The sequence below is a fragment of the Azoarcus sp. Soil_N_20 genome (genome assembly GCF_057656155.1).
The window spans coordinates 1-14,332 of sequence record NZ_JBDGKX010000013.1 but is presented as its reverse complement, the minus strand read 5'-3'; the positions used below and the strand labels follow the sequence as shown (position 1 = coordinate 14,332).

Annotated in this window: 13 protein-coding genes; 12 read left to right on the top strand and 1 reads right to left on the bottom strand. The window is 66.0% G+C overall.

The features are described from left to right. Positions 1-75 precede the first annotated feature (75 nt). The 12 genes from purL to AC3A35_RS21330 all read left to right on the top strand — a co-directional run bounded on the left by purL (position 76) and on the right by AC3A35_RS21330 (position 13,317). Positions 76-4,011: a phosphoribosylformylglycinamidine synthase gene (gene purL, locus AC3A35_RS21385; protein WP_487438374.1), complete on the top strand. Its 3,936-nt coding sequence runs from the start codon at positions 76-78 to the stop codon at positions 4,009-4,011. A 232-nt stretch (positions 4,012-4,243) separates the two neighbouring features. Further along, a complete protein-coding gene (locus AC3A35_RS21380) occupies positions 4,244-4,633 on the top strand; it encodes a DUF2946 domain-containing protein (RefSeq protein WP_487438373.1) in 390 nt (129 codons plus the stop codon). Between the two features lie 73 nt (positions 4,634-4,706). After that, positions 4,707-5,324 carry an SCO family protein gene (locus tag AC3A35_RS21375; RefSeq protein ID WP_487438372.1) on the top strand — a complete coding sequence of 206 codons (618 nt, stop codon included), beginning with the start codon at positions 4,707-4,709 and terminating at the stop codon, positions 5,322-5,324. A gap of 10 nt (positions 5,325-5,334) precedes the next feature. Continuing rightward, a complete protein-coding gene (locus AC3A35_RS21370) occupies positions 5,335-5,808 on the top strand; it encodes a copper chaperone PCu(A)C (protein WP_487438371.1) in 474 nt (157 codons plus the stop codon). An 89-nt stretch (positions 5,809-5,897) separates the two neighbouring features. Beyond that, positions 5,898-6,290, top strand: a complete 393-nt coding sequence (locus AC3A35_RS21365; RefSeq protein WP_487438370.1) for a DUF2946 domain-containing protein — start codon at positions 5,898-5,900, stop codon at positions 6,288-6,290. 179 nt (positions 6,291-6,469) lie between these two features. After that, positions 6,470-8,575, top strand: coding sequence for a TonB-dependent receptor (locus tag AC3A35_RS21360; RefSeq protein WP_487438369.1), 2,106 nt, complete (start codon positions 6,470-6,472; stop codon positions 8,573-8,575). Positions 8,576-8,583: 8 nt separating this feature from the next. After that, entirely contained in the window at positions 8,584-9,480 is an 897-nt protein-coding gene (locus AC3A35_RS21355; protein WP_487438368.1) for a hypothetical protein, read from the top strand. Beyond that, positions 9,473-10,531: a 4Fe-4S binding protein gene (locus AC3A35_RS21350; protein WP_487438367.1), complete on the top strand. Its 1,059-nt coding sequence runs from the start codon at positions 9,473-9,475 to the stop codon at positions 10,529-10,531. Before AC3A35_RS21355 ends, AC3A35_RS21350 begins: the two co-directional genes overlap by 8 nt. Beyond that, entirely contained in the window at positions 10,528-11,307 is a 780-nt protein-coding gene (locus tag AC3A35_RS21345; protein WP_487438366.1) for an urease accessory protein UreH domain-containing protein, read from the top strand. Before AC3A35_RS21350 ends, AC3A35_RS21345 begins: the two co-directional genes overlap by 4 nt. 24 nt (positions 11,308-11,331) lie before the next feature. Beyond that, positions 11,332-11,490 carry a hypothetical protein gene (locus AC3A35_RS21340; protein ID WP_487438365.1) on the top strand — a complete coding sequence of 53 codons (159 nt, stop codon included), beginning with the start codon at positions 11,332-11,334 and terminating at the stop codon, positions 11,488-11,490. A 60-nt stretch (positions 11,491-11,550) separates the two neighbouring features. Further along, positions 11,551-12,156, top strand: coding sequence for a Crp/Fnr family transcriptional regulator (locus AC3A35_RS21335; RefSeq protein WP_487438364.1), 606 nt, complete (start codon positions 11,551-11,553; stop codon positions 12,154-12,156). A gap of 39 nt (positions 12,157-12,195) precedes the next feature. Beyond that, the gene (locus tag AC3A35_RS21330; protein ID WP_487438363.1) at positions 12,196-13,317 is read left to right on the top strand and encodes a DUF481 domain-containing protein; all 1,122 of its coding nucleotides are present in this window, start codon (positions 12,196-12,198) and stop codon (positions 13,315-13,317) included. An 85-nt stretch (positions 13,318-13,402) separates the two neighbouring features. On the opposite strand, the gene AC3A35_RS21325 is transcribed toward AC3A35_RS21330, so the two are convergent. Continuing rightward, on the bottom strand, positions 13,403-14,332 hold a 930-nt coding region (locus tag AC3A35_RS21325), incomplete at its 5' end, for a 4Fe-4S dicluster domain-containing protein (protein WP_487438362.1).

Sequence of the window (14,332 nt, the reverse complement as noted above, 5' to 3'; positions counted from 1 at the left end):
GGTGGCTCGGGTATAATCGCGCGTTCCCGAATCCGCTGCTCACCCGGCGCTCTTCCTTTCCGCGTTTCGACCGACATGACCCAAATTCTCAAGCTCCGTGGCGCCGCCGCGCTTTCCCGCTCCCGTCTGGATCGCCTTTCCCGCAGCGTGGCGAGCGTGCTGCCGAAACTGCAGGGGCTGGCTGCCGAGCACTGGTACTTCGTCGAGCTGCGTGCAGCGCTGACGGCGGATGAGGAGGCCCGTCTGGTCGATCTGCTCGGTGCGCGCCCCGAAACGTCGACCGTTCCGCCCGGCATGCTGGTGCTGGTGGTGCCGCGGCTGGGCACGATCTCGCCGTGGTCGTCGAAGGCCACCGACATCGCGCTGCAGTGCGGATTCGACAAGGTGGTCAGGATCGAGCGCGGAACCGCCTACTCGATCAACGCCAAGGGTGCCGATACCAAGCCGGCCCTGCTCGCACTGGTGCACGATCGCATGACCGAGTCGGTGCTCGGCGCGCTCGACCAGGCCGACGCGCTGTTCCACCATTACGAGCCGCAGCCCCTGAGTTCGGTGGACATCCTCGCCGGTGGCCGCGCCGCGCTCGAAGTCGCCAATGCGGATCTCGGCCTCGCGCTGTCGGACGACGAGATCGACTACCTGGTGGAGAACTTCACCCGCATCGCGCGCAACCCGACCGATGTCGAACTGATGATGTTCGCCCAAGCCAACTCCGAGCACTGCCGGCACAAGATCTTCAACGCTGACTGGGTGATCGACGCGCGGCCGATGGACAAGACCCTGTTCGGCATGATCAAGGACACCCACAAGGCGCATCCGCAAGGCACCGTGGTGGCCTACTCGGACAACGCCTCGGTGATCGAGGGTGCCACCATCGATCGTCTGTATCCCGATGCCGACGGCGGTTTCCGCTACCACACCGAGGAAACCCACATCCTCGCCAAGGTCGAGACCCACAACCATCCGACCGCGATCTCGCCCTTCCCGGGCGCGGCTACCGGCGCCGGCGGCGAGATCCGCGACGAGGGCGCCACCGGGCGCGGTTCGCGGCCCAAGGCCGGTCTGGCCGGATTCTCGGTGTCCAACCTGAACATCCCCGATTTCGTCCAGCCCTGGGAAAAGCCCTACGGCAAGCCCGAACGCATCGCCTCGGCGCTCGACATCATGATCGAGGGCCCGATCGGTGCGGCGGCGTTCAACAACGAATTCGGCCGTCCCAACCTGACCGGCTATTTCCGTGCTTTCGAGCAGGAGGTGCAGGGCGAGGTGCGCGGCTACCACAAGCCGATCATGATCGCTGGCGGCCTGGGCAGCATCCAGGCGCAGCAGTCCGCGAAGCCGACCTTTCCGCCCGGCACCCTGCTGATCCAGCTCGGCGGACCGGGCATGCTGATCGGTCTGGGCGGCGGCGCGGCATCGTCGATGGCGACCGGTACCAACGCAGCCGACCTCGACTTCGCCTCGGTGCAGCGTGGTAACCCCGAGATCCAGCGCCGCTGCCAGGAAGTGATCGACGCGTGCTGGCAGCGCGGTGACGCCAATCCGATCATCGCGATCCACGACGTCGGTGCTGGTGGCCTGTCGAACGCGATGCCGGAGCTGGCCGACCATGCCGGGCTGGGCGCGCACTTCGAGCTGCGCGAGGTCCATATCGAGGAGCCGGGCATGAGTCCGCGCGAGATCTGGTCGAACGAATCGCAGGAGCGCTATGTGCTCGCGATCGCGCCCGCGAGCCTCGAGCTGTTCAAGTCCTTCTGCGAGCGCGAGCGCTGCCCGTTCGCGGTGCTCGGCACCGCCACCGCCGACGGTCATCTGACCGTGTCCGACCGCCACTTCGGCAACAAGCCGGTCGACATGGAAATGCAGGTCCTGCTCGGCAAGCCGCCGAAGATGACCCGCAACGTGTCGCGCCGCGCGGTGCACCTGCCGCCGCTCGACGTCGCCGGGCTGGATCTGAACGAAGCCGGCCTGCGCGTGCTGCGCAATCCGACGGTGGCGAGCAAGAACTTCCTGATCACCATCGGCGATCGCTCGGTGGGCGGCCTGACCGCACGCGACCAGATGGTCGGCCCGTGGCAGGTGCCGGTGGCGGACGTGGCGGTGACCGCGATGAGTTTCCACGGCTACCGTGGCGAGGCCTTCGCCCTGGGCGAACGCACGTCGGTGGCCTGTGTCGATGCGCCGGCCTCCGGGCGGATGGCGATCGGCGAGGCGATCACCAACATCGCCGCGGCCGACATTGCCGAGCTCGGCCAGGTCAAGCTCTCGGCCAACTGGATGGCCGCGGCCGGCCATCGCGGCGAGGACGCGAAGCTGTTCGACACGGTCAAGGCGGTGTCCGATTTCTGTGTCAGCGCCGGGCTGTCGATTCCGGTCGGCAAAGATTCGCTGTCGATGCGTACCGCGTGGACCGAGGGCGGGGAAGACAAGCAGGTGGTGTCGCCCCTGTCGCTGGTGGCCACCGCGTTTGCAGCGGTCGAGGATATCCGTACCACGCTGACCCCGCAGCTGCAGTTGCCGGCGGGCGTCGCCACCGAACTGATGCTGATCGACCTCGGCAACGGCAAGAACCGTCTCGGCGGCTCGGTGCTGGCCCAGGTGTACAACTCGGTCGGCGAGCATGCGCCAGATGTCGATCCCGCCGAACTCGCCGCCTTCTTCGACGCGATCCAGCGTCTGCGCCGCGAGGGCCTGATCCTGGCCTACCACGACCGTTCCGACGGCGGCCTGTTCGCCACCGTGTGCGAGATGGCCTTTGCCGGCAAGTGCGGGTTGTCGCTGGTGCTCGACACCGTGTGCTACGACCCCTACATGAACGACGTGGACGGCCTCGAGAAGAAGCCCGATACGCTCAAGGGCCGCTTCGACGACCGTCTGGTCGGCGGCCTGTTCGCCGAGGAAATCGGCGCGGTGATCCAGATCCGCCGCGACGACCGCGCGAAGATCACCGGGATCCTGCGCGACGCGCGCCTCAGTTATCACTTCATCGGCGAGCCGAACGACCGGGACGAGATCCGCTTCTGGCGCAGCGCGAAGAAGGTGTTCGGGGCCAGCCGCAGCGAACTGCTGCAGGCGTGGTCGGAGACCAGCTACCGCATCGCCCGCCTGCGCGACGACGCCGACAGCGTGCAGCAGGAGTTCGACGCGCTGGCCGACGCCACCGACCCCGGCCTCTCGGTGCAGCTGTCTTTCGACGTCACCGGGGACGTCGCCGCTCCCTTCATCGCCACCGGCGCCCGGCCCCGGCTCGCGGTGCTGCGCGAGCAGGGGGTGAATTCCCAGTTCGAGATGGCAGCCGCCTTCGAGCGTGCCGGTTTCGAGCCGGTCGATGTGCATATGTCCGACCTGCAGAGCGGGCGCCAACAGCTCGATGCCTTCCACGGTCTGGCGGCCTGCGGCGGTTTTTCGTACGGCGACGTGCTCGGCGCGGGGCAGGGCTGGGCCAAGTCCATCCTGTTCAACCCGGCGCTGCGCGCGCAGTTCGAGGCCTTCTTCAGGCGCGACGACACCTTCGCCCTGGGGGTGTGCAACGGCTGCCAGATGATGGCCCATCTCGCCCCGATCATTCCCGGTGCCGAAGCGTGGCCGACCTTCCACCGCAATCGCAGCGAGCAGTTCGAGGCCCGCTTTGCCATGGTGGAAGTGACCGAAAGCCCCTCCATCCTGCTCGCCGGCATGGCTGGCAGCCGCATGCCGATCGTGGTCAGCCACGGCGAGGGGCGGGCGGTGTTCGCCTCCGAAGGCGATCGCGCGGCGGCCTTGCTCGCCTTGCGCTATGTGGACAATCATGGTCATCCGACCGATGCCTATCCGAAGAACCCCAACGGTTCGCCGGATGGCGTCACCGGGTTCACCACTGCCGACGGCCGGTTCACCATCATGATGCCGCACCCCGAGCGTACCGCGCGCACGCTGCAGATGTCGTGGGCGCCGCAGTGGCTGGTCGAGCAGAGTCCGGACGCTTCGCCATGGCTGCGCATGTTCCGCAACGCGCGGGCGTGGCTGGGCTGAGGTCGCTGCATCTGTTCGAATCGGTGCGATTCGAACAGATGCCTGTGTTCGCCGTAGGGCCGACTTCAGTCGGCCGCAGGTCCCGAATCGACTGCAGGTGCAAAATGGGGGGCGGGTATCGGCCATTTGTCCGGTCCCTCGTCCTGTCGGTGTGATCTCGATCAAGAAGCGGGACACGAATACCGTTACAATCGGCGCTCACCTGATCGGCCTTGTCTACAGATTGGATCTGATGCGCTACCAAACCCGTCAACGCCTCACCGCCTGGATCGCGACGCTAGCGATCCTGCTCGGTGCGCTCGCCCCCGCGGTGAGCCAGGCGATGACCATGGTCGGCGACGGCAATGTCAGGTGGACCGAGGTATGTACCGCAACCGGTATGCAGTGGATCGCGGTCGATGCGGACGGCGAGCAGGGCGGCGCGCCGGATTCGACCATGTCCATGGCCTCGTGTCCCTACTGCTGCCCACACGCCGGCTCCTTCGCCCTTCCGCCTTCGCCGGCCCCCGGCTTTGCAGTCCGTGGCGTTTCCGCACTCGAGCCGACGCTTTCGTTCACCGCCCCGCGCCCGCCCCTCGCCTGGACGGCGTCCCGTCCCCGCGCTCCGCCGCTCGCTTCCTGATCGCTGCTGAACGCGCCATGCATGTGCCCCGCGCACGGCAGGCGTACCGCACTATCCGATCCAGGAGGCAATCATGCCCTCGATTCAACGCGCAGCCCGCACCGTCGTGTGGGCCGTGCTCACGCTGCTCGGCGCCGTCGCACTGAGCGCTTGCGATTCCGCTGCGCTGCAGTTCCGCAACACCGACATCACCGGCGCGAACTTCGGCGGTGATTTCAGCCTGCTCGACCCCGAGGGCAGTACCCGCACACTGGCCGACTTTCGCGGCAAGGCGGTGATGGTGTTCTTCGGTTTCACCCAGTGTCCGGACATCTGTCCGAGCGCGCTGATGCGCGCGGCGGAGGTCGGGCGTCTGCTCGGGGACGATGCACGGCAGCTGCAGGTCATCTTCGTCAGTGTCGATCCCGAACGTGACACGCCCGACATGCTCAAGGCCTACACCGCGGCGTTCGACCCGGGTTTTCTCGGCCTCTACGCCTCGGTGGAAAGTACCCGCAAAGTCGCCGACGATTTTCGCGTGTTCTACCGCAAGGTGCCCACCGGTGACTCCTACACCATGGACCACACCGCCACCAGCTATGTCTATGACCCTCAGGGCCACTTGCGCCTCGCGGTGTCGTACCAGAGTTCGGCCGAGTCGATCGCGGCCGATATCCGCAGCCTGCTTCAAACCGCTTCACTCAGACCCTAAGGAGTCCAACATGAAAACGAAAATTCTTGCCACGCTGTTCACCACGCTGGTGTCATCTGCTGCACTGGCCGAGGTAGCGGTCACCGAAGCCTGGGTGCGCGCCACCGTGCCGCAACAGAAGGCCACCGGTGCCTTCATGAAGGTCACCGCGACCGCCGACGCGCGCCTGGTCGAGGTGCGCTCGCCGGCCGCCAGCATCGTCGAGATCCACGAAATGGTCATGGAAAAGGACCTGATGAAGATGCGCGCCGTGTCGGGCGTCGATCTGCCGGCCGGCAAGGCGGTCGAGCTCAAGCCGGGCAGCTACCACGTGATGCTGATCGACCTCAAGGCGCAGGTGAAGGAGGGCGACGTCGTCCCCTTGACCGTCGTGGTCGAGGGCAAGGACGGCAAGCGCGAGAGTATCGAACTCGAGGCCGTTGCCCGGCCGCTGAACAGCGCCCCGCCGCGTGAAGGCGAGATGAAGATGCACAACAAGCACTGATCGGGACGAGGACCGGGGCAGCGGCCGACGCGACCGCTGCTCCGGGTCCCGCCCGGATTGACGCCCGATATCGACCTGTTTCACATCCCATGTTCCGTCGTCCCATCCATCAACGCCGTGTCGCCTGGATTGCCGCGCTGCTGATCCTGCTCGGTGCGCTTCTGCCCCTGATCGGGCAGGCCTTGATGCGCCCCGGCGACAATGGACGGTGGATCGAGATCTGTACGTCCGCAGGCATGATCCTGATCGCCGATCCGGCGACGGATGCCGGTGACGGATCGAGCGCGCTCGCGTTCGACCGCCAGCATTGCCCCCTGTGCCTGTCGCACGCCGGCCAGATGGCGCTCCCGCCCGATGCCCAGCCGGCTTGGTTCCACGCTTCCACGGCGGCTGCCATCCGGCCGGTGGTGCGCATTCGACATCCCGCCCTGAACCTGGTCTGGCTGACTGCCTTGTCGCGCGGGCCGCCACGGCTCGTCTGATTCTCCCCTGATTGTCTCCCCCATGCTCCGCCGCGGCCGTGAAGCGCTTTGCTTTGCAGCCCGGCAGCGCTCGCCCTCGTTTCCCGGGGGACGAGGCTCGCGCGGCCGGCATTCCTTCGTCCGCAATTGCCGACGAACCGCGGGGGCGTATTCCACCCGAGATAAGGCAAGGAAATTCCATGAAGTTCAGGGTCAAGCACAACCTCATCCATCTGGCCGCTCTGGCCGCACTCCCGGTCGCCGCATCGGACCAGGAACCGTCTGCGGTACCGATGCTCGACGAAATCAGCGTGACCGCAACCCGCGAGGAGCGGGTCACGGCAGAGGTTCCGCAGTCGATTGCCGTGGTCGGCAAGGACGCGCTGGACGAAAAGAAGATGTTCAACATGAAGGAGGCCCTCCAGGAGATTCCCGGGGTGCTCATCGACAGCAAGAACGGCGGCTTCGATGCGCGTCTGATCATCCGCGGTGCCGGGCTCAAGGCCGCGTATGGCATCCGCGAGATCATGGTCCTGCGCGACGGCGTGCCGCTGTCCGATCCGGATAGCTTTACCCGGCTCGATTTCGTCGATACCCAGGACATAGAGCGCATCGAAGTGGCAAAGGGACCGGGCAACCTGTTTGCCTCGGGCAGTTCCGGTGGTGCGATCCAGGTGTTCTCGAAGTCCGTCTTCGATACCTCGGCCAACAACGCCAGGATCGGGTCCGGTACCGAAGGCACCGAAAACCTCCACCTGCGCCATGGCGTGGTCGGCGACCGCCACGCGTTCGCGGTGACCGCGAGCCATCGCAGGATGGACAACGACTGGCGGACCTGGAACACCTTCGAGACCACCCAGACTGCGCTCAAACATGGCTGGATGCTGTCGGACGAAGACGTGCTAGAGAGCGAGCTGTCCTATTCCGAGGCCGACATGCAGTTACCCGGTGCGATGGATGCGGCCATGTTCGAGCAGTTCGAACGGACCGGCGAGCAGACCGACACCTCGGAGCCGTGGAAGCACTCCGGCCGTTATTCCCGGGTGTGGTTCTTCAACTCGCGGCTGGAGATGGCGCGCGGCAACTTCACTTTCAAGCCGCGCTTCTATTACAACACCTGGTATCACTATCACCCGGTCACCGGCCTGATCAATGAAACCCGGGACTGGGTCTCCAACGTGGGCGCCGATCTCGAGGCGCACTGGCGTCACGGCGGCGGCACCGTGGTCGGCGGCGTGACGGTGCGCCACGAAGACGCGCCCGACTCGGCCAAGTATGAATATCGCGATGTGCGCAGGGCGGCGTCCGGGCGCATTCTGGCCACGCTGTCGGACGAAAAGGGTGCATACGCCGGGAGCAGCGAATCGTCGAGCACCCTGGGTGCGTTCTACGTGCAGGAATCGTGGCGGCCGTCGCCGCGCTGGATCGTCGATGCCGGCGTGCGCTACGACGTGATCACGATGAAGGATGTCACCAACGAGATCACCCGCTACGACTATGTCTCCGGTCGCTATGTGGCCGGGGACGGCGTGACCCGCACGCGGAAGACCTTCCGTTTGCCGGCGCCGAAACTGGCGGCCAGCTACAAGCTCAGCGGCACGATCAACCTGTTCGGCATGATCGCCCAGGCCGGGCAGATTCCGTCGTCGGGCGAGATCTCGAGCAACCCGTCGCTCGATGCACCGGTGTCGCGCAACATCGAGTTCGGGGTCAAGGGGCGCAGCGCCGACTGGCAGTTCGACGCCAGCATCTACGCCACCACGGTCAAGGAAGAGATCGTCCAGATCAATACCGGCGGCGTGACCGAATACGCCAACGCGGGCAAGACCGACAAGAAAGGACTGGAGCTCTCCGGCAGTGTCGGACTTGGGCACGGATTCGATGTCGGTGCGCACTACGCCTACTCCGATTACACCTACGACAGCTTCAGCGAGCCGGTCCGGGCCGGCGGCGTGGTGGTGAACCAGGATCGCGCCGGCAATGCGCTGCCCTTCGTTCCCCGCAACCAGTACGGCGTGTTCATCGGCTGGAAGTCGGCCAAGGGCTGGCGCGCCCGCATTGCCGGACTGAACTGGGGCGAATACTGGCTGGATCATGCCAACACCGAGAAGTACAGGGGCTGGAATTGGGTGACCAAACTGTCGGTGGGCTATGAGCAAGGGCCCCATTCGCTGAGCCTGAACGTCGACAACCTGTTCGACCAGCACTACGCCTTCGAGGTCAAGAAGGATACCAGCGGCAAAGTGAGCTACACCGCGGCGTCGCCACGCCAGCTGATGCTCACCTATCGCTACAACTTCATCTGAGGCCGGCGATGAGATCACCCATTTTCGTGTTGATTCTCGGCTGCGCCCTGGCCGGAGGCGCGTGCTCTGCGCACGAACGGCATCCCGGGCAACTCGCCGGCGACGCCATGCCGGAACTGTCCGGGTCCGCTGCGGCGTCCGGCGGCGGCGATCTGCGGCAGACCTGGACCTCGCAACCCGTTCTGCTGGAGGCGGACGGGGCCGAGCGCGGCGCGGCCGTGTTCCGTCCGTCGGGGATCGAGGTCGACCGGGTGTCGGTGTTTGCGCCTGGTGGCCGCCCGGGGCAGGCGCAGGCTGACTATCCGGTCGAGGCCGGGCAGGTGCGCATCCGTCCGGCTGCGCCGGCGATGGGCAACTATCACTGGGTTCAGGCACGGCAGGAGCGCGCGGACACGGTACGGGTGGCGTCCACCGCATGGTATTTCAGCAATCCGGGCGATGCGCCCACCGCAATGTTGAATCAGGCCAAGAGCGAGCTCGAGATCGTTCCCGCACCACTGCCGCGGGAGCACGCCCGTTATCGCGAAAGCGAAAAATGGCGTTTTCTCGTGCGCTGGCGAGGGCTGCCGCTGGCGCATCAGGCGCTCACCCTGGAAACCGAGCACGGTAGCCGCAGCAGCGTGTTTACCGATGATGTCGGCATCGCCGTGGTGGTGTTTCCGCGTGACTTCCGGCCGCTGGAGGCAGGCAAGGGGGGGCATGGCGGCCGGCGCCGCGAGCGCGCCGGCTACGTCCTGTGGACCGCGCACGTCGAGGGCGACCGGACCTACCGCACTGCATTCAACCAGTCCTATGCCCCCGATCCCGAACGCAGTCGCAGTCTCGCCTGGGGTGCGGCCTTCGGGGCGTTCGGCATGGTGCTTGCCGCGCCGCTGCTGCGGCGCAAGGAGTCGAATCATGTCTGAAATGCTGAAGCGGGTTTTTCCGCATCTGTCGCGCGTTCGCCTGTGGGTGCAGCTCGTGATGCTGGTCGTCACCGTCTGGGGGGCGAGTGTGGTCGGACACTACACGGCCGAGAAGATCTCCAATGCACTGCCGGCCCTGTCGTGCGCGTACGACATGGAGAACGGCAGCTACTGCGTGCTGGTTCCCCTGCAGCACCAGATGCATCATCGGGTCGGACAGGCGCTGGTGCAGGCGCAGGAGGTGACGCTCAGGATCCTGTTGCCGCTGGCGATGACCATGCTGAGTTTCCTCGCTTTCTTCTTCGTGCTGGGCAAGGCATTCTGCGGCTGGGTGTGCCCGCTCGGCACGCTGCAGGAAATGGTACAAAGAGCGGGGCGTCGCTTCGGCTTGCCGCTCCATCGCCTTGCTCCGGACAAGGTCGGGCGGGTGCGTCCGCTCAAGTGGATGCTCCTCCTCGGCCTCGTGCTGCTGTTGCCGCTGCTGACCGGACTGGGGGTTACCCCGCATGAGTTCGGCAACCCGTATTGCGACGTCTGCCCGTCGCGCATCGCCACCACCCTGCTCACCGGCAGTACCAGCGAGTTTGCGCTCAATACGGCCAGTCCCATCGGCTTCGCCACCGGCGCGCTGGGCAATACCTTGTTCGGCTTCGTCGCGGTCGCGGCGCTCTCCATCCGCCAGCCGTTCTGCCGGATCTGCCCGCTGCTGGGAATGAACGCCGCATTCCGCCGCTTCTCCCTTGCCCGCCTGGTCAAGCGTCCGCACGACAAGTGCGGGAAGTGCGGCATCTGTGCCCGGGCCTGCCCGATGGACATCCACGAGATCCACACCGAACACGGGCCGCGGGCCTTCCACGACGACTGCACCTTGTGCGGACGCTGTGCCGAATTTTGCCCCGAGGATGATGTGATCGCGGTGAAGTTCGGGCCGTTCGCGGTGTTCCGCTCCACCCGCGACCGCTACCGGAAGCGGGTGGCGAGCGAACTTCCGGATGGTACGCCGAAGCCGGTCCGGCTCGTGCGCATGCCGCCGCCCGGAGCCGAAACATGAGCACGTATCCGCTGACGCTGTTCGGTGGGGCGCACGGGCAGCTCGGTCTGCTCGGTTCGATGATGCTCGGGCTGTCGATGGGGCTGACCGCGTGTACCGTCACCTGCCTGCCCTTCATGGGCACCTGGGTGCTGGGTCGGGGCAAGGGCCACGACCTGGCGATGCGCGACACCTGGTTGTTCCTGGCGGGCAGGGTGCTCGCATACAGCCTGCTCGGTCTGCTCGCCGGTTCGCTCGGGGCGACGCTTGGCGCGTGGTTGGCGAGCGGAGTGGGCAACCTGGCCATCGGCCTGGCGAGCTGCAGCGCCGGGAGCTGGTTGTTGCTGCCGGTACTCGGGCGGCTGCGGCGGTGCCGCGCGGCGTTGCGGGCGGCGCCCACCGATGGCAGGCGGCCCCTGGTGTTCCTGCGCGATCGCCACGGGCCTGCTGCCGACCGACCGCAGGGTGCGGCGCCCCGAAGCTGCCGCACCCTCGGGCGGGGCGCCGGATTTCCGCCCTTTCTGCTCGGCCTGGCGCTGAGCCTGACTCCATGCGCGCCGCTGGGATGGTTACTCACTGTCTGCGCCCTGTCGGGCAGTGCCGCTGCCGGCTTTGGGCACGGCCTGGCCTTCGGCTTCGGTGCCGCGGTCACCCCCTTGCTTTTGCTGGTCCCGCTGTTCGGCGTGCTGGGCGGGCGGCTGCTCGACGGTCGCGCATGGCTCGCGCACTGGCTCGCCGGCGGCGCGGGCGTGGTGCTGATCGTTCTCGGCCTGAAACGCATGTACCTGCTGGCTTGATTCTTTCTTTGGCGGAGTATTTCCATGATGTGCCCCGGGATCGACAACGTTTTCGACCGCAAGTATGCGGACCACCTGTCCAAGGGCGGTACGACCATTACCGGTTACGATATGCCGATGGGTGAAGGTATCGACGAACCGGGCGGCAATGTCTGGCTGAAGGCGCAGATTGCGCTGAACTGACAGACAGCGCCTCGGTTCCGGCCTGCGCGGGACCGGAGCGGATATAAAAGGAGCCGGACGATGAACAAGGACGAATCGAATTCGGGTCGGGGGCACACCGCGATGGAGCCGCTGGGTACCATCGCACGCGGTCGAACGATCTACCTTGCTGGCGAGGAGGGGACGGCGTGGAGGGTGACTTCTGGTACGGTGCGCCTGGACCAGCCCGGGCCAGGCGCTCCGCAATTCGCCGGGCTTGCGCAGACCGGTGATGTGATTGGCGCGGAGACGCTGTTGTTCGGACGTTACACTTTTACCGCCCGAGCGCTGTCGCCATGCGTAATCGAGCCCTGGCTGTCGGGGCAGACGGATCCCAGCGGCGAAACCCTGCTCAAGATGCTGGCTTCGGCCGAACGCCGCATGGCCGAAGTGCTGGCCTTGCGCAGCGGCAAGGCCGGTGATCGCATCCGGCGCCTGATCGAGTTCATGAGCACCCGTCGCGCACAGGGACGACGGCCCGGCCGCCTTGCCCTTCCGCGACTGAAGGACATCGCCGAGATCACTGACCTCACGGTGGAGACCGTATCGCGGACGATTACTCACCTGGGGGCGGAGGGCTTGCTCGAGGTCTTCGGAAGCTATCGTTCGAAACAGGTCAGCGCCTGTCCCGAAGCCAGCGGCCGATAGCGAGACAAAGTCGTAAAAGCATGTTTTGTGCATTGCACTATGCACATTTTGATCCTAGGCTTTCGGCAGCGCGGTGCACCAAGATGCCGCCATCCGCCCAACACCGCCCTCTTGTGTGCCATGCCCCCCGACTCCGAATTTCGCTTTCCTTTCCAGTTGGCGTCGCTGATTGCCGTTCTGAGCGTCTCGGCGCCGGCATTCGCCGACGAGGTGATTCTCACCAACGGCGACCGCCTTACCGGAAAGGTGATCAGTAAGACCCCCGAGGGGCTTCAGCTGAAAACCAGCTATGCCGGCACGCTGCGGATCGACTGGCGCGTGGTCGAGACCCTGAACACGGACGAGCCGGTAAATGTGCTGATGCGGCGTGACGAGGGTGCGCTCGAAACCCGTCTGGCTCGTTCCGACGAGCCGGGAACGGTGCGCCTGACCGAGGTGCCGGAGGTGCCGCCGCTCAAACTCGAGCGGATCGCCTATCTCAACCCGACGCCGAGTCAGTCGGGCTCCGGCACCGAGTACCGTAGCCGGGTCAACTTGGCCGGCAGCTCGAACAGTGGTAACAGCGACACCAGCCAGATCGCGGGTGAAGCTGAACTCATCGGGGTGGAGAAATATGCCCGTCTAAGTGCGCGCCTGCGCGGCGAGCAGCGTACCGAGGGCGACGACACGACCGCATCGAGCTGGCTCGCGACTGCTCAACGTGACTGGTTCGTGAAGCGGAATCGCTTTGTCTATGGGCGGACCACCGCCGAGCGCGACCGTTTCCGTGATCTGGCGCTGCGCTTTTCTGCCGGCGGCGGCTACGGTCTGCAGCTGATCGACAATGATCAGACCGGTTTCTCGGTGCAGGGGGGTCTCGACTACGTGCGCGAGAACCGTTTCGAAGCCTCGAATCAGAGCTATCCCGCCTTTGGCTGGGGGATGAAGTATCGCCATTGGCTGATCGGGCGTTACGCCGAGTTTTTCCATGAACAGGACGGCTATATGAATGTCGACGACGTCCGCGATGTGACCTTGCGCGCGCGCGCCGGCTTCCGTCTGCCCATCATCGAGCGCCTGAGCGCGCAGGTACAGGGCATCCTGGACTGGGAAGGGCGACCGGGCGAGGGGCAAAAATCGACTGATCTGAGTCTGCAGTTCGGTGTCGGATATGAGTGGTGAACGATGATGCCGGCGGTCGGCCGGCGATCGGATCCGTACGCATGGGAAAGAGGGCGCCTGGTGGCGCCCTCTTGCATCGCAGCCGTCACATTCCCTGGTAGATCGGCCCTTCGCCGCCCTGCGGGACCACCCAGTTGATGTTCTGGGTTGGATCCTTGATGTCGCAGGTCTTGCAGTGCACGCAGTTCTGCGCGTTGATCTGCAGACGCGGCGCGTTGTTCTCTCCGTCATGCACGATCTCATACACGCCGGCCGGGCAGTAGCGCTGCTCGGGCGCGTCGTAGAGCGCGAGGTTCACCGCGATCGGCACCGAGGCGTCCTTGAGCTGCAGGTGACAGGGCTGCTCCTCCTCGTGGTTGGTATTGGACAGGAACACCGAGGACAGCCGGTCGAAGGTCAGCTTGCCGTCGGGCTTGGGGTAGTCGATCTTCGCGCACTCGGCCGCGCGCTTGAGGGTGTCGTGGTCGGCACTGTTGTGCAGGGTCCACGGCGTCTTGCCGCCAAAGAGCTTCTGGTCGATGCCGAACAGCAGTGAACCGAGCCACAGGCCGCGCTTCATGTAGGGCTTGAAGTTGCGCGTCTTGTGCAGTTCCGCGTGCAGCCAGGAGTCGCGGAACGCGGCGGGGAAGGCGGTCAATGCGTCGCGCTGGCGGTTCGCGGCGAGCGCTTCGAGCGCGGCGTCGGCGGCGAGCATGCCGGACTTGATCGCGGCGTGGCTGCCCTTGATCCGGGCGGCGTTGAGAAAGCCCGCGTCGTCGCCGATCAGCGCTCCGCCCGGGAACACCAGTTTCGGCTGGCTCTGCAGGCCGCCGGCGGCGATCGCGCGCGCGCCATAGGCCAGGCGCTTGCCGCCCTCGAGGAAGGTGCGGATCTCGGGGTGGGTCTTGTAGCGCTGGAATTCCTCGAACGGCGCCAGGTGCGGGTTGGTGTAGTTCAGACCGACCACGTAGCCGACCGCGACCAGGTTGTCCTCGAGGTGATAGACGAAGCCGCCGCCGTAGGTATCGGACGGCAG

Coding starts and splice junctions, on each gene's coding strand:
- AC3A35_RS21330 (WP_487438363.1), top strand. CDS start 12,196: ATGCACATTTTGATCCTAGGCTTTCGGCAGCGCGGTGCACCAAGATGC.
- AC3A35_RS21340 (WP_487438365.1), top strand. CDS start 11,332: ATGATGTGCCCCGGGATCGACAACGTTTTCGACCGCAAGTATGCGGAC.
- AC3A35_RS21365 (WP_487438370.1), top strand. CDS start 5,898: ATGTTCCGTCGTCCCATCCATCAACGCCGTGTCGCCTGGATTGCCGCG.
- AC3A35_RS21375 (WP_487438372.1), top strand. CDS start 4,707: ATGCCCTCGATTCAACGCGCAGCCCGCACCGTCGTGTGGGCCGTGCTC.
- AC3A35_RS21380 (WP_487438373.1), top strand. CDS start 4,244: ATGCGCTACCAAACCCGTCAACGCCTCACCGCCTGGATCGCGACGCTA.
- AC3A35_RS21360 (WP_487438369.1), top strand. CDS start 6,470: ATGAAGTTCAGGGTCAAGCACAACCTCATCCATCTGGCCGCTCTGGCC.
- AC3A35_RS21350 (WP_487438367.1), top strand. CDS start 9,473: ATGTCTGAAATGCTGAAGCGGGTTTTTCCGCATCTGTCGCGCGTTCGC.
- purL (WP_487438374.1), top strand. CDS start 76: ATGACCCAAATTCTCAAGCTCCGTGGCGCCGCCGCGCTTTCCCGCTCC.
- AC3A35_RS21370 (WP_487438371.1), top strand. CDS start 5,335: ATGAAAACGAAAATTCTTGCCACGCTGTTCACCACGCTGGTGTCATCT.
- AC3A35_RS21355 (WP_487438368.1), top strand. CDS start 8,584: ATGAGATCACCCATTTTCGTGTTGATTCTCGGCTGCGCCCTGGCCGGA.
- AC3A35_RS21345 (WP_487438366.1), top strand. CDS start 10,528: ATGAGCACGTATCCGCTGACGCTGTTCGGTGGGGCGCACGGGCAGCTC.
- AC3A35_RS21335 (WP_487438364.1), top strand. CDS start 11,551: ATGAACAAGGACGAATCGAATTCGGGTCGGGGGCACACCGCGATGGAG.